Here is an 18,205-nt window from a genome sequence, read left to right as displayed (position 1 = left end):
GCCTCAGACCTCCTTGCAGAACTCGCCGATGGGCAGGCCGACATGGCGCTTGTCGGTGGCCAGATAGCCGAGCAGTTCGTCACCGGTCCGCAGTTCGGTGACGTTGAGGACCTTCCCGCCCGGGCCGAGCACCCGTACGTGCCAGTCGTCCTGCACGGTCAGGCTGACCAGCCGTCCGTCCTCGGCGTGGGTGCGGATCTCCAGCAGCGGCCGGGACTCCAGCTTGGCGCGTCCGACCACGACCCGCCGGGTGCGGCCGTCGGCGCCGACCGCCAGCAGGACGCTGCCGGAGCCCACCTCGCTCAGGTAGTTGGTGCGGTTGTCCGGTCCGAGCGTGTACGAGTGCAGGGCCCCGGCGTTGACCCGGAACGGCCGGGTCGGCATGTACGGCAGCGGGTGGGTCTCGCTGCAGCACAGGACGAAGCCGGAGGAGTACGAGCCGACGAGGATGCCCTCGTCCTCCTCGAAGTGGGAGCAGGTGTCCACGCAGACCCGGTCGCCGAGTCCGACGTGCCGGATGCTCTCCACGGTCAGCGTGGACAGCTCCAACTGGGGCGTGGTGGCCTGCAGCAGCCGTGCCAGCGCGAACACCTCGTCGGCGCTGCGGGGCGCGTACAGGATGCCGTCCGAGCCGCGCTCCAGCACGTCGAAGACGATCGCCGCCTCCTCCAGGCCGTCGACGACGGTCACCAGCTTGCCGTCGGCCGACTCGGCCGCGGCCAGCACGATCTCCAGCGGGATCTTGGTCGGGTCGGCGAAGTGGATGACGGTGTACGGCAACTTCATGGCACCCGCGCATGACAGCTGGAGCGTGCGGTCGTCCCGTACGTCGACGATGCCGGCGGCGGGTGTGCCGCCGGTGGCGCGGTTGCCGGCGGCGAGGGCGTCCAGCTCGTCCTCGGTGCCGAACCTCCGTAGCAGGACGTCGATTCCGGTGGCGGCCGGGGAGTTTCCGGACCCGGACGGGGAGCCGGTTTCGGCTGCGTCCTTCGCCTGCTTGGCGGCGGTGCCCTTCCCCTCCTTGTCACCGGGCTTCTTCGGGGCGGCCGGGGCCCGGCCCTCGGGCGCCAGCACCCGGGTGACGGTCGGGGGCAGCGTCGCGAGCAGCTCGGCATCGGCGGCCACCACCCCGGCCATCCGGGCGTGGACGGCCGCGTCCACCACCCCCTGGAGCTGCCGGCCGGGGACTTCCCGCAGATCGATCCATGCGAACCTCATGCGACTCCTGCCACGAACGTCGAGGGACGGGTCATGCTCATGCCATTTGAAGCGCCGCCGGCGCCGTGCACGACCGCGGCGAGGCGAGCCACCAAGGAAGCGGGTGAGGGGGCCGAGAAGATCCGGCGGCCGACGGCCAGTCCCCGGCAGCCGGTGGCCATCACGGCGGTGCCGTACTCGACGAGGTCGGTGCCGTCCGGCGGACCCCCCGCCGCGAGGACGGGGATGGGGCTGCCCGCCACCACCTCCGCCATCCGCTCGACCGGCAGGGCGACGGAGGTCTTCACCATGTCCGCGCCCAGGTCCGCGGCGACGTTGGCCAGGTGCGCGAGGAGGGCGGGGTCGCGCGGGTCCTCGATCCGGGGGCCGCGGGGGTAGACCATCGCGATCAGCGGCATGCCCCACGCGTCGCAGGAACGGGCCACCGCCCCCAGGTCGGAGAGTTGCCGCGCCTCGGTGTCCGAGCCGATGTTCACGTGGACGCTGACCGCGTCCGCGCCGAGCCGCAGGGCCTCCTCGACATCGGCGACCAGCACCTTGGCGTGGACGTCGGCGGAGCAGGCGGTACTGGCGCTCAGGTGCACCACCAGCGCGCAGCTCTTGAGGATGTCCGGCGCGAAGGCGCGGGCGCGTCCCTTGTGGACGATGATCCCGTCGGCCCCGCCGTCCACCAGCGCCCGGAGCAGGTCGTCCCATTGGCCGGCGGGGACGATCGGGCCGTCCGAAACGCTGTGATCGAGGGGAACGAGCAGATGCCGGCCGTCACCCGCCAGCGAAAGTCTTCTCAAGCGTAATAACTTGCCGGTTTTCAGCATGGGTAATACGCCTCCCCAGCCGGTGGCCGCATAAAGTCCGAAAAACGATGGTCGTAGAACTTTCAAGTTGCGCCGTTGTGAGCATTTACCGCGCGGCGGCCGGTTGGCAAGGTGCGATCACTGGTCAATATTTATGCAGAACTCGGCATGAATATTGACAGCGATATGACAGGTGCAGCGGGATTGACGACCGCATGAGGTGCTGTTCGTGGAGTCTCGGGCGCTTTGTTGCGGATGCCACGTGTAAACGGCCGGAAACTCTTCCCGCAACCTCTGCGGTCGCGTTCGATAATTCGGACGACCGGATTTTCCTGACGCTTCCTTGTCGAATTCGAATTTCCGGGCCTAGGGTGACTCCCCATGCCCGAATCGCTGTCCAAGACGACAGAGAAAGCCGCCGCGCGGACCGAGGCCCCGCGGGTCGCCGCCGCGAGCCTGGTCGGCACCACGATCGAGTACTACGACTTCGCCGTGTACGGCACGGCCTCCGCGCTCGTCCTCGGCCCCGCCTTCTTCCCCTCCGGCAACCCCACCGTCTCCTCCCTCGCCGCGTTCCTCACCTTCGCCGCGGCGTTCCTGTCCCGTCCCCTGGGCGTCGTCCTGTTCGGAACGATCGGTGACCGGCTGGGCCGAAGACAGGCCCTGGTCGCCTCCCTTCTGCTGATGGGCGTGGCCACCGTCGGCGTCGGACTGCTGCCCACGTACGAGACCGCCGGACTCCTCGCTCCCGTCCTGCTGGTGACACTCCGTCTGCTCCAGGGCCTCAGCATGGGCGGCGAGTGGGGCGGGGCGGTGCTGCTCGCCGCCGAGCACGCACCGCCCGGCCGCCGTGCGCTGTACGCGTCCGTCCCGCAGGCCGGCCCCTCGCTCGGCTTTCTGCTGTCCAGCGCCGTCATCCTGCCCACGCTCCACATCGCGGGCCGGGACGGCTTCGCCGACTGGGCCTGGCGCATCCCGTTCCTGCTCAGCACCGTGCTCGTCGTGATCGGCCTGTGGGTGCGGACGACGGTCTCCGAGTCACCCGTGTTCCGCGACGCGGCCCATCGCACCGCGCAGGCACCGGCCCCGGCAGCGGAGTCCCGCTTTCCGCTGGTCACGCTCCTCAAGCGGTATCCCGGCCGGCTGCTGCTCGGCACCGGCGCGGCGATCGGCGGTTCGGCGGTCTACTACCTGACGATCGTCTACAGCCTCTCGTACGGCCCGAAGGAACTGGGCATCCCCCAGAACACGATGCTGACCGCCGCGAGCATCGGCGCCGCGGCCGGCATCGCCCTCACCCTCCCGGTCGCCAGGCTGTCCGACCGGATCGGCCGCCGCCCGGTGATGCTGACCGGAGCCGTCGGCTGCGTGCTGTGGGCGGTGCCCATGTACGCCTCCCTGAGTTCGCGCGACGCCTGGCTGATCACCGGCGCCTACACGGTCGGCCTCATGCTGCTCGCGCTCATGTTCTCCCCGGTGGCCGCGTTCCTCCCCGAACTGTTCCCCGCCCGGCTGCGCTACAGCGGAGCCTCGGCGGCCTTCATCCTCGCCAACACCCTCGGCGGCGGCTTCGCCCCGCTGGTCGCCACCTGGCTGAACAGCCGCTGGGATTCCCCGCTCGTCCTGGGCTTCTACACCGGCGCCCTCTGTCTGCTGAGCCTGCTGTGCCTGCTGGCCCTCCCGGAGACCCGCGACCACGAGTTCGGCACCTGACGGTTCGTGTGTTCATCCTGCGGTGAACCGTTCGGCGGCATCCCAGAGTTCGCCTTCGCGCCGCGGGTTGTAGGAGTCCTCGGACGAGCGGTCCACACGGTCGCGGTCGATGTAGGAGCCGGTCGGCGCCTGGAACGTGCCGAGGACGACATCGGCGAGGTGGCGGCCCGCGGCCTCGCGGCTGGTGGCGAACGGGGTGAGGGTCATCACCGGCAGGATGCGGCGCATCGCGAACCGGGAGACGGGGCCGGCGTTGCGGGCGAGGCCGGTACCGGGGACGAAGCCCGGGTTGTGGGCGACGGCGTCGATCCCGGCCGGCAGGCGGCGCGCGTACTCGTGCACGAGGTAGATGGCGGCCAGCTTGCTCGTGGAGTACGCCGTGCGCCCGGCGGCCGTGGTGTCCGGCTTGGCGAACGCGCCCGTGCGGGCGAGCACGTCCGGGGACTTCCAGGCCGGGCCGGGCACCATGCCCATGTTGTGCCTGAAGTCACCGAAGTGGGTGTCGCTCGCGGTGATCACGATCCGGGCGGGAGGGGCGAAGCGGTCCTGGAGCAGGCGGACGAACAGGTGGTTGGCGAGCACGTTGACCGTGAAGGTGGCCTCGAACCCGTCGGGTGTCTCGGTGAGCGCGTTCGTGTACTGCATGCCCGCGTTGCCCACGAAGCCGCGCAGCGGCGGGAGGTCACCGCCCTCGAGCCGGTCCCGGATCTCGGTGGCGGCCGAGCGGACGCTGTCCAGCGAGCCGAGGTCCGCCGAGACGTGCGAGACCGTGTGCCCGCCCGTGGCGAGTTCCGCGGCGAGCTGTGCGCCGGAGGACGCGCGGGCGACGACGAGGAGGTGCAGGTCCGGCGACCGGCGCAGGATGTTTCTGGCGGCGACGCGGCCGATCCCGCGGCTCGCGCCCGTCATCACGATGGTGTGCTTCACGGAAGGCTCCTTCACTGCTGCGCCGATGCCGTCCGGCTCGGGCACACGTCCACGTTCACCGCTCGCGCCACCGCCGGCCAGGGCCCTCCCCGTCACCAGGACTGGCAGTACCCAGGCTGATGCGGCGCCGCGCGGCGACAATGGCCCCATGGCTTCTTCCTCCCGCTCCGCTTTCGGCGCCCTCGTGCGCGCCTGGCGAGACCGTCTCGCTCCGGCCGACGCCGGCTTCACCGTGACGGACGGCCGTCGTGCCCCGGGACTGCGTCGCGAGGAGCTCGCGCAACTGGCCGGGCTTTCCGTCGACTACGTGCTGCGCCTGGAACAGTCACGCGCCAGGAACCCCTCGGCCCAGGTCGTCGGCGCCCTCGCCCGGGCCCTGCAGCTCTCCCGCGCCGAGCGGGACCAGCTGTACCGCAGCGCCGGGCTCCTGCCGCCGCAGGACGGGACGGTCAGCACCCATGTGCCCCCGGGCATCCAGCGGCTCGCCGCGCGTCTGGGCGACGTCCCGATCGGCGTGTTCAGCGCGGACTGGACCCTGGTGTGGTGGAACAGCATGTGGAGCGCTGTGTTCGGCGACGCCGCCGTCGTCCCGCCCGCCGAACGGAACCTCGCTCGTGCGCTCTTCGGCAACGGACTCGCACACGCCGCGATGCCGCCCGTCCGGTCCGAGCGCGGACCGGACGTCTTCGAGGTGTCGATCGTCGCCGACCTCAAGGACGCGGTGTCCCGCTACCCCGGGGACGCCCAGCTCGATCGACTCGTGCGGGAACTGCGCGGCGTGTCCGGCGCGTTCGCTCATCACTGGGCCACGCGGACGGCATCCGCTCCACACACCACCGACCGCAAGACGATCCGGCATCCGGAGGTCGGCGACATCCAGGTCGACTGCGACGTCCTCATCGTCCCCGGCGCCGACCTGCGCATGGTCACCTACACAGCGGCGACCGGAAGCAGTGACGCGGGGAAGCTGGACCTTCTGCGCGTCGCAGGGGGCCAAACGGCCACCGCACCCCCTGACGGGCGGCCGCAGGACGTCGGCGACACCGTCGGCGGCCGGGTCGATCCCGCTGCCTGATCGGGTGAGGGATCTCCGATCAGGTCCGCCGATGCGACGCGGCGTTCCTCAGGGAGCCACCGCGTGCCCCTCCGTCTGCCCGGCGGGGCGCCTCCACCCGGGCGGCAGGACCTGCATAACGTACACAGAGATCACCACCTGCCCGGGAGTTCCCATGATCGGTACCCGCCGAAGAAGGCCGTCGGACGCCCTCGAGGCGATCGAGCCTCCGGGCAACCTCGAGCTGGCCTTCGGCGTGGTGTCGGTGACGGCCCTGGTGGAGATCCTCGGTGCCCTGTCCGGGTCCGAGGTGTGGCTCCTCGGTCTCCTGGTCTTCCTTCCGGGTACGGCGTCGGCGCTGTGCACCGTGCAGCAGACGAGGTTCGTGTCCGCCTGGACCACCGTCTTCGTCACCCTCACCGTGCTGCTACGCGGCAGTGACGTGGGCCGGTCGATCGACCGTGCCCTGCTGGTGGTGCTCACTCTCGCGCTGGCGGTGACCTCCGTCTACGCCTGCCACCGCCGTATCAGGCGCGAGCACGAGATGCTCCGCCTGCGCTCCACCGCCGCCGCCATGCAGCGGCACATCCTGCACCCCCTGCCCCTGGTCACCGAGGACGTCCTGGTCAACGGCGTCTACGAACCCGTACAGGAGGACCGGCTCGTCGGCGGTGACATCTACGAGGTCGTCGCCTCGCCCTGGGGAACACGGGTGCTGATCGGTGACGTGCAGGGCAAGGGACTGGCCGCCGTGGGGGCCGCGTTCGCCGTCATCGGCACCTTCCGCGAGGCGGCCCACAGGGAGGCCACGCTCACCGCGCTCGTCGACGCCATGGACGCCTCCGTCGTCCGGCACAACTCCTACGCCGAACAGAACGGCGACGAGGAGCGGTTCGTCACCGCGCTCGTCGTCTCCGTCGACGCCCACACCGAGGCGCAGGTCGTCAACTGCGGGCACATCCCACCCCGGTTGGTGCACGACGGCATCGTCACCACGCCGCCGCTGGAGTCGGGTGTCCCGCTCGGTCTCGCCGAACTGGCCTCCGAACCGACCACCGTGGGCTGGTTCGAGTTCCCAGCCGGTTCGACACTGCTGCTGACCACCGACGGCCTCACCGAGACCCGGGCCGCCGACGGCACGTTCTACCCGGTCGACGAGCGGCTGACCGAACACCTCGCCCTCTCCCCCACCCAACTGCCCCAGGCCCTGTACCAAGACGCCCGCGCCTTCGCCGGCAGCGGCAGCCAGCACGACGACGTCGCCGTCCTGACCGTCCGCCGCTCTCCGTACGGCTGAGCGAGAGCGCAGGTCAAGCCCAGGCCGTGACCGGTACGAACGAGCTGTCCTGCCGGAAGAGGTCCGTCCCGTTCGAGCGTTCCACGCGGAGCTGGTAGGCGTAGTGGCGCAGGTAGTGCCCCGGGTAGTTGTACGACTCGAAGCGGACGGAGCCCGACGCCGTGCCGGCCCGGAGGACGAACGTGGCGTCCCTGGCGAAGGTGCTCGTGCCGTCGTTCGGGTCGAAGCGGGCGCGGAAGTCCCAGTGGCGCAGGTAATTGCCGGCCGCGTCGCGGAAGGAGCAGGCGTTCGCGTCGGCGAGGCCGGCGACGACCGTGAAGGTGGCGGCCTGCTTCTCGGCGGAGGTGCTGGAGCCGCTGACCACGGGCAGGTTGAGAAGCGCGGACTGCTGCTGCCAGTAGCGGGTCGAGTAGTTGGCCGACCGGAAGGAGCGGGTGGTGTTCCGGGCCAGGCTCGGGCCGCCCGAGACCGTCTCCTTGACCACGGTGAAGTGCCGTGCCGTTCCGGAGATCGCGGGCAGGGCGGCCGGTGCCGACCAGGTGGCGAAGGTGTCGTGGCTGTCGCTGTAGTAGTAGTTGCCGTCGCCGTAGCCGTCGAAGAAGATGCGCCAGCCGCCGTTGTCCAGCTGGACCAGCGCGGGGCCCTCGCGGTAGCTGCCCCAGCCCGCCCAGTCGCCGGTCCGGCGGATCGTGTACGGGCCGGTGAGGTTCGCGGCGGTGGCGTACTCGATATACTTCGTCGTCTCGTTCTTCGGGAAGGCGTGGTACGTCGAGCCGGCCTTCACGATGAAGGTGTCGATGTGGTTGGCGCCGATGCCGGAGAGCGCCACCGGTGAACTCCACGCCGTGAGGGCGGAGTTCGTGGCCCTCAGCAGGTACGGCGTGAAGATCCACTCGTCGTTCGTGGTGGAGCAGGACACGACGACGTTGACGCTGCCGTCGCTGTCGACGAACCATTCGGGCGCCCAGGCGCGGGAGAGGTTCGCGACGGGGACGGTGTAGTCGTACAGGAACGTCCAGTTGACGCGGTCGGAGCTGCGGGCGAAGCCGATGGTCGTGCTGGTGTCCTGCCAGGTGTGCGTGGTGTAGGTGACGTAGTAGTTGCCGTCGGTGTGCCTGAGGACGCTCGCGTCGCGGATCCGGCCCGCCGGTGGCGTGTACGCGGAGGAGCGCAGCAGCCGGAAGTCGGTGGCGTCGTCCGACTGGTAGACGTTGACCGTGCCGTCATCGCTGTTGAGGAACGGCACGATCGTGTAGCGGGTGGCCGAGCCGTTCGGGGGTGCGGCGGCCAGGGCGCTGCCGAGCAGTCCGGGGGTTTCGCCGAGCAGCAGCGCCGAGGCGGGCAGGGCGGCCAGGGCGCGCAGCAGGGTACGGCGGGACGGGGCGGCGGGTCGGGGGGTCATGTGCGGCTCACTCTCGACTCAGTGGGTCGAAATACCGAACAAGGTTCGGAAAGTCGGTCAGAAGGTAGAGCTGAGGCAGAAGTGCGTCAATGGTCTTGTACGAGTGCCGCAGAGCCCAGGAGGGATCGGTGAACATCCACTCCGTCGCCGCCGTTCCGCCACCGGCCACCGGACGTTACCGTTCGGTAGACCACCCGCTTCCGGAGGTGTCCGCATGACGCTCGACCGCGCCGCAGGCCTGACGGAGACCGCCCGTGCGCTGGCCGCCGGGGAGGTGACGTCCCGCGCCCTGGTGGAGCTCACGCTGGCGCGGATCGAGGCGACGCAGGGCAGCCTCAACGCCTTCCGGATCGTCCGGGCCGAGGCGGCGCTCGCCGAGGCCGATGCCGCTGACCGGGAGCTGGCCGCGGGCACCCGCAAGCCGCTGCTCGGCGTCCCCGTGGCGGTGAAGGACGACATGGACGTGGCCGGCGAGCCGACCGCCTTCGGCTGCTGCGGGGAGTTCCCTCCGGTCGCCGAGGACGGCGAGGCGGTACGGCGGCTGCGCGCGGCCGGGGCCGTGATCGTCGGCAAGACCAACACGTGCGAGTTCGGGCAGTGGCCCTTCACCGAGGGGCCCGCCTTCGGCGCGACCCGCAACCCGTGGAGCACGGAGCACACGCCCGGCGGGTCGTCCGGTGGCTCGGCCGCCGCGGTCGCCGCCGGGCTCGTACCCGCCGCGCTCGGCTCGGACGGGGCCGGCTCGGTGCGGATCCCCGCCGCGTGGACCCATCTGATCGGCATCAAACCGCAGCGCGGGCGGGTCTCCACCTGGCCGCGCGGCGAGTCCTTCCAGGGCATCACCGTCAACGGAACCCTGGCCCGTACGGTCGCCGACGCGGCCCTGCTGCTGGACGCGGCGAGCGGCAACCACCCGCAGGACCCGCACCGGCCCCCGGCCGTCGACGCCTCGGCGGCCCTAGGCCGCGATCCCGGGCGGCTGCGGATCGCGCTCTCCCTCAAGCCGCCGTTCACGGCGGTGCCCGCCCGTCTGCGTCCGGAAGTGCGGACCCGGATCGTCGAACTCGCCGAGCGGCTCGCCGCGTTGGGGCACACGGTCGAGGAGGCGGACCCGCCGTACGGGCAGATCGGGCTGACCTTCGTGCCGCGGGCCACGGCCGGGATCGCCGAGCGGGTGGGCGAGGCGCCCTTCCCGGCGCTGCTGGACCGGCGTACCCGGGACGCGGCCCGGCTGGGCCGGCTGCTCGGCGGGGCCCCGCTGCGGGCGGCCCGGCGGGCGGAGGCCGTCCTGCACCGCCGTATCGGAGGGTTCTTCACCTCGTACGACGTCGTTCTCGCGCCCACGACCGCCGCTCCGCCGCCCCGCATCGGCGCCCTGCTCGAACTCAGCGGTTTCGCCACCGACCGCGCGATGATCGCCGCCTGCCCGTACGCCTGGCCGTGGAACGTGCTGGGCTGGCCGGGGGTCAATGTGCCCGCCGGGTTCACGGCGGACGGCCTGCCCGTGGGGGCGCAGTTGCTGGGGCCGGCCGACAGCGAGCCTCTGCTCATCCAGGTGGCCGCCCAGTTGGAGGCGGAGCTGCGCTGGTTCGCGAAGTGGCCGTCGCCGCCGGTCACGGCACGTTCCGCTGCCGTCTGAGCGACCGTACGCTGTCTGTCATGGCGGACGCGTCGATGGTCGGGCTCATGGGGCGGGTCACCGGAACGGTCGGGCCCGGGCTGGTCGGCGAGGTGATCGTCCGTGTGCGCGGCGGCGCCGAGCACTTCCTCGCCCACCCCGCCTCTTCGACGGACCGCATCGAGCCGGGCACGGTCGTGACGGTGGTCGAGTACCTGCCCCCGAGGACCGTCTACGTCACGGCGGCATACGACAGTTGAGCCCGCTGCGACGCAGGTGAGAGCCGTACGCGTCAAGGTTTGGACAAGGATGCGCGGGCGTCTGTACCCGGGCCCCGCGCAGGAGCACACTCCCCTTCGTTCGGTGCCGAGAGGGCACCATCCAAAGGGGGCGCATGCCGATGGTCATCGGCGTCGTGGCAGGGGCGGCGGTTGCCGCCGTTGCCGTTCTGATCGGTCTGTTCAAGCTCATGTGGCGGGTCGCCGAACCCAACGAGGCACTCATCATCTCGGGGTCCAAGCACCGCACGGAGGGCATCGAGGAGGGAATGGGGTTCCGCATCGTCACCGGGCGCGGCACGCTCGTGATGCCCGGTGTGCAGGCGGTGCGCAAGCTCTCGCTCGACCTGAACGAGACCGAACTCCAGGTGGACTGCGTGACCCACCAGGGCATCCCGCTCAAGGTGCGGGGCGTGGTCATCTTCAAGGTGGGCGACGACTTCGTGTCCATCGCGAACGCGGCCCGCCGCTTCCTCGACCAGCAGAAGCTGATGTCGGAGCGGGTGCACAACGTGTTCGCGGGTCATCTGCGGTCCATCGTGGGCGGGTTGACGGTCGAGGACATGATCCGGGACCGGGAGAAGCTCACCGGTCAGACGCGGGCCGCGTGCGGCACCGAGATGGAGAAGCTGGGTCTGATCGTGGACTCGTTGCAGATCCACGAGATCGAGGATCCGACCGGGTACATCCGGAATCTGGCCATGCCGCACGCGGCGGCCGTGCAGCGGGACGCCCGGATCGCGCAGGCGGAGGCGAACCGGCTGGCCACCGAGGCCGAGCAGCAGTCGTTCGCCCGGATGGCGGAGGCCACCCGGGACAGCGAGATCCTGCAGGCCGGCTACCAGGCCGAGCGTGACAAGGCCGCCGCCAAGGCCCGGCAGGCCGGGCCGCTCGCCGAGGCCGGGGCCAGGCAGGAGGTCGTCGTCCAGGAGACGCGGGTGGCGGAGCTGGAGGCGCACCGCCGCGAACAGCAACTCCAGGCCGATGTCCGCAAGCCCGCCGACGCGGCGGCCTACGAGACGCGCACCCTGGCCGAGGCGGAGCGCGACGCACGGATCTCGGGGGCGCAGGCCCAGGCGAAGGAGACGGAGCTGGCGGCCGCCGCCGAGGCGACCCGGGTCAAGGCGGCCGCGGGTGCCGAGGCCGAGGCGACCAAGGCGCGGGGCGAGGCGGCCGCGCAGGCCACCCGGGCCACCGGTGAGGCCGAGGCGGCGGCCGCACAGGCCAGGGGGCTGGCCGCGGCCGAGGCCGCAAAGGCGAAGGGTCTCGCGGAGGCCGAGGCCATCAAGGCCCGCGCCGCCGCCCTCGCCGAGAACCAGGAGGCCGTCGTCGCCCAGCAACTCGCCGAGAACTGGCCGGAGATCGTCAAGGCCGGAGCGTCCGCCTTCGGCAACGTCGACAACATGGTGGTCCTCAACGGCGCCGACGGCATGGCGGACATGTTCGCCAAGGCCCTCACCATGGGAGGCACCGGCCTGGGCCTCGCCCGCCAGCTGCTCGCGTCGATGAACCAGAACGGGCAGGCACCGAAGGAGACCCCGCCGCTCAACGGGCTGGCCCAGAAGGTGCCGATGGACGACAAGTGACCCGTCGGGCGCGGTCACGGGGGCAGCCTCTAAGGTGCCCCCGTGAGCACGTTTACCGACGGGAACGCCCCGGGCCGCGACGGCCCCACCGCCACCACCGAAGCCGACCCTCGCGCGGTCGGCAGGGTACGCACCGAGTACTCACCCGCATACGACGGCGACCCCGACCCGGGCGAGATCGTCTGGACCTGGGTGCCCTTCGAGGAGAACGACGGGCGCGGCAAGGACCGGCCCGTGCTCGTGGTCGCCCGCGAGGCCGGCGGGACGTTCCTCGCCGTGCAGTTGTCCAGCAAGCGGCACGACGGCGACCGGGAGTGGGTGCCGATCGGCAGCGGGCCGTGGGACCGGTCCGGCCGGGAGTCGTGGGTCGACGTGGACCGGGTGCTGCGCCTGCACGAGGACGGCATGCGCCGGGAGGCCTGCGCGCTGGACCGTATGCGGTTCAACCTGGTCAGGCGCCGGCTGCAGGAACGCTACGGCTGGACCTGAGGGTTTCCTCGAACGCGCCCCTCACCGCACGGTCCGGCGTCCGGTCCAGGATCCCGAACACCACGTGCTCGAAGGTCTCCGCGAACCGTCCGCCGGGCTCCAGCAGCGCCCGGAACGCCCCCGCCACCTGGGCCGGGTCGTTGCGGAACACCCCGCAGCCCCAGGCGCCCAGTACCAGCCTGCGATAGCCGTGGGCGGCGGCCGTCTCCAAGACCCGTTCGGCCCTGACGGCCAGGGCCCTCGGCAGCTCGGGGGCCCGCTCGGGTGCCGTGCGCAGCACCACGCCCGCGTTGGGCGCGGGCGAGGTCAGGAAGCCGGCGGTGTACGGCTCGTCCAGCAGCCCGCCCCGGTCGTCACGGAAGACGGGCACGGCGGGTGAGTGGATGACACGGTCCGTGTAGAACGGGTCGCGGTGGGCGCGGTGGTGGTCGTAGTACGCGCGGGCCTGGAGCAGGCAGGTGTACAGCGCGGAGGCCCGGCACAGGGCCTCCTCCTGGGCCTGGGCGCCGTTCAGGTAGCCGCCGCCGGGATTGCGGGCCGAGGCGAAGCTCAGCACGGCCACGTTCCCGCCGAGCCTGCGGGCGGCCTCCAGGCTGCTCTCGCCCGTGACCTCGATCCGCGCCTGCGCCTGAGTCACCCGAACGGAGGGCACCGGTACCGGTTCCGGCGTGCCCTCGCGCGCCGCCCGCAGTTCCCCGGCGATGGACACCTCGCGGCCGTTCGGCGCCCGGTAGGCCCCTGCCGCCACGATCTCCTCGGTCTGCCGCGCGATACCGCGCAGGCGCGCGCTCACGGCGCCACCCCCGTGCGCGCCGTGACCGCACGCCCCGCGGTCTTCTTTGTCGTGCTCACGCAGGCATCGTGAGTGATGCCGGAGCCGCGGCGCAACGGAGTTTCCGTCGCCGGAGAACGCCGGGGAAAGCCCCGGGAAACGTCCGGCCGGCCTCGATGACCGGCCCGGAACGCCCTGGTTCGCCCCCTTGTGCCGAGCGGCGTGAAGGTCTTGGGTGGAACGAGTGATCCCGGCCCGGGCCGCCAAGAGCCCGGACCGGTGGCATGGTGGAATCTCAGGAGGATCCCGACATGTCCGATTCGGTTAGTGGCTGTACCGAGCCACCCACCGCCCTGTCCGCCGCAGACGTCGAGGCCCTGGTCCGCGGCATCTGCTTCAAAACCGGCCCGCCACGCCGCCTCGGGGTCGAGGTGGAATGGCTCGTCCACGAGCTGCGCGCACCGCAGCTCCCCGTCACACCCGAACGACTCGAAGCGGCCTACGCCGCAGTACGGAACCTGTCCCTGAGGTCGGCGCTCACCGTGGAGCCCGGCGGCCAGCTGGAGCTGAGCTCGCCCCCCGCCGCCTCGCTGACGGAGTGCATAGCCATCGTCTCCGCCGACCTCGACGCCGTCCGCACGGTCCTGCGCGAGAAGGACCTCGCGCTCGTCGGCCTCGGCCACGATCCCTGGCACGAACCCCGCCGGTTCCTGCGCGAGCCGCGCTACGACGCCATGGAGCGCTGCCTGGACCGCACGGGCCCCTCCGGCCGCGCCATGATGTGCACCTCCGCCTCCGTGCAGGTGTGCCTGGACGCCGGCCACGAGGAGCCCGGGCCCCTGGGCCTGGTGCGGCGCTGGTGGCTGGCCCATCATCTGGGCCCGGTCCTGGTGGCCGCGTTCGCCAGCTCCCCGCTCGCCGGTCACCGGCCGACCGGCTGGATGTCCACCCGGCAGCTGCTGTGGACGCGGATCGGCGCCGGCCGGGCGGGCGGACCACCGCTGGACACCGACCCGCGCGGCGCCTGGGCGCGGCACGTGCTGGACTCCCCCGTGATGTGCGTACGGCAGGACGGCGCGCCCTGGGACGTCCCGAAGGGGCTCACCTTCCGGGAGTGGATCCGGACGGGGGTGCCGAGACCGCCCACCAGGGAGGACCTCGACTACCACGTCACGACGCTGTTCCCGCCGGTAAGGCCCCGCGGCCACCTGGAGCTGCGCATGATCGACGCGCAGCCCGGGGACGACGGCTGGATCGTGCCACTGGCCGTGACGGCGGCGCTGTTCGACGACCCGGAGGCCGCCGAGACCGCCTACCGGGCCGTGAAGCCGCTGGCCGAGCGGACGCTGGGGCTGCCCGCGCCGCACAACCCGCTGTGGCTCGACGCGGCCCGCGGCGGGCTGGCCGACGCCGAACTGCGCGAGGTGGCCGTCACGTGCTTCACGACCGCGCTGGACGCCCTGCCCCGGCTCGGCGCCGAGCCCGAGGTCCTGGAAGCCGTCGCGGCCCATCTGGACCGCTATGTCGTCCGGGGCCGCTGCCCCGCCGACGACCTGCTCGACCGACAGCGCGGCACGGACGGCCGCGCCCACGGGAAGGACATCCGCACATGACCGACACCGATCCCGCCGTCGACGCCGATGCCGTCGACCCCGAGATTCTGCGCGAGCGCGCCGTCGCCTCGCTGATCGTCGCCCGCGACCGCACCACCCTGCTGACGAGCTGTGTCGAGGAGCCCGACCTGACCGCGCAGCACTCGCCGCTGATGTCGCCGCTGGTGTGGGACCTGGCGCACATCGGCAACCAGGAGGAGCAGTGGCTGCTGCGGGCCGTCGCCGGGCACGAGGCGATACGGCCCGAGATCGACAGCCTCTACGACGCCTTCGAGCACCCGCGGGCCGAGCGGCCGAAGCTGCCCCTGCTGTCACCCCAGGAGGCACGCACCTACGCGGCCGACGTCCGCGGCCGGGCACTGGACGTGCTGGAGCGGGCCGCGTTCCACGGGACGCGGCTGACGGAGGCCGGGTTCGCCTTCGGGATGATCGCGCAGCACGAACAGCAGCACGACGAGACCATGCTGATCACGCATCAGCTGCGCAGGGGCCCGCAGGCCCTGACCGCGCCCGACCCGGATCCGGCGCCGCTGTTCACCGGCCCGTCCGAGATCCTGGTCCCGGGCGGCCCGTTCACGATGGGCACCTCCGGCGAGCCGTGGGCCCTGGACAACGAGCGTCCCGCGCACCGGCGCGAGGTCGCGCCGTTCCACATCGACACCACGCCGGTGACGAACGGCGCGTACCAGGCGTTCATCGAGGACGGCGGCTACGACGACCCGCGCTGGTGGACCGCGGACGGCTGGGCCCACATCCGCCGGAACTCCATCGCGCACCCGCTGTACTGGCGGCGGGACGGCAGGCAGTGGCTGCGCCGGCGCTTCGGCCTCACCGAGGTCGTGCCGCGCGACGAGCCGGTGCTGCACGTGTGCTGGTACGAGGCCGACGCCTACGCCCGCTGGGCCGGACGCCGGCTGCCCACCGAGGCGGAGTGGGAGAAGGCGGCCCGGTACGACCCGGCCGCTGACCGTTCCATGCGCTACCCGTGGGGCGACGCCGACCCGGGGCCCGAGCACGCCAACCTCGGCCAGCGGCACCTGCGTCCGGCACCGGCCGGGAGCTATCCGGCCGGCGAGTCCCCGCTCGGCGTACGGCAGCTGATCGGCGACGTGTGGGAGTGGACGGCGAGCGACTTCCTGCCGTACCCGGGGTTCAAGGCGTTCCCGTACAAGGAGTACTCGGAAGTCTTCTTCGGGCCCGACTACAAGGTGCTGCGCGGCGGTGCGTTCGCCGTGGACGCGGTGGCCTGCCGGGGCACGTTCCGCAACTGGGACCATCCGATCCGGCGGCAGATCTTCTCCGGGTTCCGCACGGCCCGCTCGGAGGAGGTCTGATGTGCCGTCATGTGGCGTACGTGGGACCGGAGGAGCCGCTCGGGCGGCTCCTGGTGGAGCCCCCGCACGGCCTGTACCGGCAGTCGTGGGCGCCCCGGCGGCAGCGGTACGGGACGGTCAACGCCGACGGTTTCGGCGTCGGCTGGTACGCCGAGGGCGACCCGGTGCCGGCCCGCTACCGCCGGGCCGGGCCGATCTGGGCGGACCTGTCGTTCGCCGATCTCGCCCGGGTCGTAAGGACGAACGCGCTGCTCGCGGCGGTGCGGGACGCGACCCTGTCGGGCGCGGACGCGGAGGCCGCGGCGGCGCCGTTCGCCGCGGGGACCTGGCTGTTCAGCCACAACGGCGCGGTCAAGGGCTGGCCCGGCTCGCTCGCCCCGGTGTCCCGGAGCCTGCCGCCCGAGGACCTGCTGTCGCTGGAGGCCCGCAACGACTCGGCGCTGGTGTGGGCGCTGGTGCTGGCCCGGCTGCGCGGCGGTGACGAGGAGGGCCAGGCCATGGCCGACACCGTCCTGGAGGTCGCCGCCGCGGCCCCCGGCTCCCGGCTGAACCTCCTGCTCACCAACGGCGACACCATTACCGCGACCGCCTGGGGCGACACCCTCTGGTACCTCACCCGGCCGGGCGGCGGCACGGTCGTGGCCTCCGAGCCCTACGACGACGATCCGCACTGGCAGGAGGTCCCCGACCGCACCCTTCTCGCGGCGAGCCGCACGGACGTGCTGCTCACGCCGCTGAAGGAGCCGGCCGACGCCCTCGTCCCCGAACCGTTGAAGGAGCCCCGTACGTGAGCCCGTTCCGCCTCACCCGCACCCTGCCCGAGGACGCCACGGACGCCGCGCTGCGCGCCGACGTCCACCGGGGTCTCACCGGCACCCCCAAGACGCTGCCGCCGAAGTGGTTCTACGACGCGCACGGCAGCGACCTGTTCGAGAAGATCACGGAACTGCCCGAGTACTACCCGACGCGCGCCGAGCGGGAGATCCTGCTCGCGCGCTCCGGCGACATCGCCGCGGCGACCCGGGCCCGCACCCTGGTCGAACTCGGCTCCGGGTCCTCCGAGAAGACGCGGCACCTGCTCGACGCCCTCACGGACCTGCGCACCTACGTCCCCGTCGACGTCAGCGAGAGCGCCCTCACCCAGGCCGGGCAGGCGCTCGTCGCCGAGCGGCCGGGGCTCGACGTGCACGCGCTGATCGCCGACTTCACCGCGGAACTGACGCTGCCGGACACGCCCGGGCCCCGGCTGGTGGCGTTCCTCGGCGGCACGATCGGCAATCTGCTGCCCGCCGAGCGTGCCGCGTTCCTGGCGGTCGTGCGGGGCATGCTCGCCCCGGGCGACGCCCTGCTGATGGGCACGGACCTGGTCAAGGACGAGGAGGTGCTGGTCCGGGCGTACGACGACGCGGCCGGGGTGACGGCCGCGTTCAACAAGAACGTGCTCACGGTGATCAACCGTGAGCTCGGCGCCGATTTCGAGCCCGCCGCGTACGACCACGTGGCGCGGTGGGACGCCGAGCACGAGTGGATCGAGATGCGGCTGCGCTCCCGTACGGCGCAGACGGTCAAGGTGCCGGCGCTCGACCTCGCCGTCGACTTCGTGGCGGGCGAGGAGCTGCGCACCGAGGTGTCGGCGAAGTTCCGGCAGGAGGGTGTGCGCGCCGAACTGTCCGCGGCGGGGCTGGACCTGGCCCACTGGTGGACGGACGGTGCGGGCCGGTTCGCACTGTCGCTGAGCATGGCGCGCTGACACCCGGCGAGCCCTTGGACGGCGGCGGAGCGGGAGGCGACGTCTCGCGCTTCGCCGCCGTGTGGGGCACGGTGGAGTGACGCGTGGCAGATCCGCCAAGGGAACGAACGTCAAGGAACGTCACTGGAAGAGGAGCAGCGGCATGTCGAACCACACCTACCGGGTCACGGAGATCGTCGGGACCTCGCCCGAGGGCGTCGACGCGGCCATCCGCAACGGCATCGGACGGGCCTCGCAGACCCTGCGCAACCTGGACTGGTTCGAGGTGACCCAGGTGCGCGGCCAGCTCGAGAACGGGCAGATCGCGCACTGGCAGGTGGGGCTCAAGGTGGGCTTCCGGCTGGAGGAGGGCGAGTAGCC

The 18,205-nt window shown here is 72.0% G+C and carries 17 protein-coding genes; 12 read left to right on the top strand and 5 right to left on the bottom strand.

Annotated features, from left to right (window positions below):
• Positions 1-3: 3 nt before the first annotated feature.
• Both OHU35_RS37625 and OHU35_RS37620 read right to left on the bottom strand, forming a co-directional pair.
• A complete protein-coding gene (locus tag OHU35_RS37625; RefSeq protein WP_359890030.1) occupies positions 4-1,218 on the bottom strand; it encodes a 3-dehydroquinate synthase II family protein in 1,215 nt (404 codons plus the stop codon).
• A complete protein-coding gene (locus OHU35_RS37620) occupies positions 1,215-2,033 on the bottom strand; it encodes a 2-amino-3,7-dideoxy-D-threo-hept-6-ulosonate synthase (protein ID WP_405508495.1) in 819 nt (272 codons plus the stop codon). Before OHU35_RS37620 ends, OHU35_RS37625 begins: the two co-directional genes overlap by 4 nt.
• Before the next feature lie 360 nt (positions 2,034-2,393).
• On the opposite strand from OHU35_RS37620, the gene OHU35_RS37615 reads away from it, so the two are divergent.
• Positions 2,394-3,725 (top strand): MFS transporter, encoded by a 1,332-nt coding sequence (locus OHU35_RS37615; RefSeq protein ID WP_405508493.1) that lies wholly within the window; start codon positions 2,394-2,396, stop codon positions 3,723-3,725.
• A gap of 12 nt (positions 3,726-3,737) precedes the next feature.
• On the opposite strand, the gene OHU35_RS37610 is transcribed toward OHU35_RS37615, so the two are convergent.
• Positions 3,738-4,652 (bottom strand): SDR family NAD(P)-dependent oxidoreductase, encoded by a 915-nt coding sequence (locus tag OHU35_RS37610; RefSeq protein WP_189722449.1) that lies wholly within the window; start codon positions 4,650-4,652, stop codon positions 3,738-3,740.
• A gap of 148 nt (positions 4,653-4,800) precedes the next feature.
• Between OHU35_RS37610 and OHU35_RS37605 the strand changes: the two genes are divergently transcribed.
• Both OHU35_RS37605 and OHU35_RS37600 read left to right on the top strand, forming a co-directional pair.
• Positions 4,801-5,727 (top strand): helix-turn-helix transcriptional regulator, encoded by a 927-nt coding sequence (locus tag OHU35_RS37605; protein WP_405508492.1) that lies wholly within the window; start codon positions 4,801-4,803, stop codon positions 5,725-5,727.
• 154 nt (positions 5,728-5,881) lie between these two features.
• Positions 5,882-7,003 carry a PP2C family protein-serine/threonine phosphatase gene (locus OHU35_RS37600; protein ID WP_189722451.1) on the top strand — a complete coding sequence of 374 codons (1,122 nt, stop codon included), beginning with the start codon at positions 5,882-5,884 and terminating at the stop codon, positions 7,001-7,003.
• A gap of 13 nt (positions 7,004-7,016) precedes the next feature.
• Here OHU35_RS37600 and OHU35_RS37595 read toward each other — a convergent pair whose 3' ends face one another.
• The gene (locus tag OHU35_RS37595; RefSeq protein ID WP_405508491.1) at positions 7,017-8,405 is read right to left on the bottom strand and encodes a glycoside hydrolase family 43 protein; all 1,389 of its coding nucleotides are present in this window, start codon (positions 8,403-8,405) and stop codon (positions 7,017-7,019) included.
• A 214-nt stretch (positions 8,406-8,619) separates the two neighbouring features.
• Between OHU35_RS37595 and OHU35_RS37590 the strand changes: the two genes are divergently transcribed.
• The 4 genes from OHU35_RS37590 (at position 8,620) to OHU35_RS37575 (ending at position 12,376) form a co-directional block, all read left to right on the top strand.
• The gene (locus OHU35_RS37590) at positions 8,620-10,044 is read left to right on the top strand and encodes an amidase (RefSeq protein WP_359890017.1); all 1,425 of its coding nucleotides are present in this window, start codon (positions 8,620-8,622) and stop codon (positions 10,042-10,044) included.
• 20 nt (positions 10,045-10,064) lie between these two features.
• Entirely contained in the window at positions 10,065-10,283 is a 219-nt protein-coding gene (locus OHU35_RS37585) for a hypothetical protein (protein WP_189722454.1), read from the top strand.
• Positions 10,284-10,417: 134 nt separating this feature from the next.
• Entirely contained in the window at positions 10,418-11,887 is a 1,470-nt protein-coding gene (locus OHU35_RS37580) for a flotillin family protein (RefSeq protein WP_233878599.1), read from the top strand.
• A gap of 42 nt (positions 11,888-11,929) precedes the next feature.
• Positions 11,930-12,376, top strand: a complete 447-nt coding sequence (locus OHU35_RS37575; protein ID WP_189722456.1) for a type II toxin-antitoxin system PemK/MazF family toxin — start codon at positions 11,930-11,932, stop codon at positions 12,374-12,376.
• On the opposite strand, the gene OHU35_RS37570 is transcribed toward OHU35_RS37575, so the two are convergent.
• Positions 12,339-13,169, bottom strand: coding sequence for a TIGR02452 family protein (locus OHU35_RS37570; protein ID WP_405508489.1), 831 nt, complete (start codon positions 13,167-13,169; stop codon positions 12,339-12,341). The two genes, OHU35_RS37575 and OHU35_RS37570, sit on opposite strands and share 38 nt — an antisense overlap.
• A gap of 290 nt (positions 13,170-13,459) precedes the next feature.
• Between OHU35_RS37570 and egtA the strand changes: the two genes are divergently transcribed.
• The 5 genes from egtA to OHU35_RS37545 all read left to right on the top strand — a co-directional run bounded on the left by egtA (position 13,460) and on the right by OHU35_RS37545 (position 18,203).
• A complete protein-coding gene (gene egtA / locus OHU35_RS37565; protein ID WP_405508488.1) occupies positions 13,460-14,761 on the top strand; it encodes an ergothioneine biosynthesis glutamate--cysteine ligase EgtA in 1,302 nt (433 codons plus the stop codon).
• A complete protein-coding gene (egtB, locus tag OHU35_RS37560; RefSeq protein ID WP_405508486.1) occupies positions 14,758-16,095 on the top strand; it encodes an ergothioneine biosynthesis protein EgtB in 1,338 nt (445 codons plus the stop codon). The genes egtA and egtB overlap by 4 nt, the downstream gene beginning before the upstream one ends.
• Positions 16,095-16,886 (top strand): ergothioneine biosynthesis protein EgtC, encoded by a 792-nt coding sequence (gene egtC, locus OHU35_RS37555; RefSeq protein ID WP_359890003.1) that lies wholly within the window; start codon positions 16,095-16,097, stop codon positions 16,884-16,886. Before egtB ends, egtC begins: the two co-directional genes overlap by 1 nt.
• On the top strand, positions 16,883-17,845 hold the full coding sequence (egtD, locus tag OHU35_RS37550; protein ID WP_189722461.1) for an L-histidine N(alpha)-methyltransferase: 963 nt from the start codon (positions 16,883-16,885) through the stop codon (positions 17,843-17,845). The genes egtC and egtD overlap by 4 nt, the downstream gene beginning before the upstream one ends.
• Positions 17,846-17,987: 142 nt before the next feature.
• The gene (locus tag OHU35_RS37545) at positions 17,988-18,203 is read left to right on the top strand and encodes a dodecin (RefSeq protein WP_189722462.1); all 216 of its coding nucleotides are present in this window, start codon (positions 17,988-17,990) and stop codon (positions 18,201-18,203) included.
• Positions 18,204-18,205 lie beyond the last annotated feature (2 nt).

The organism is Streptomyces purpurascens, from assembly GCF_045040895.1.
Lineage (GTDB): Bacteria > Actinomycetota > Actinomycetes > Streptomycetales > Streptomycetaceae > Streptomyces > Streptomyces purpurascens.
This window is presented reverse-complemented; position numbering and strand designations above follow the sequence as displayed.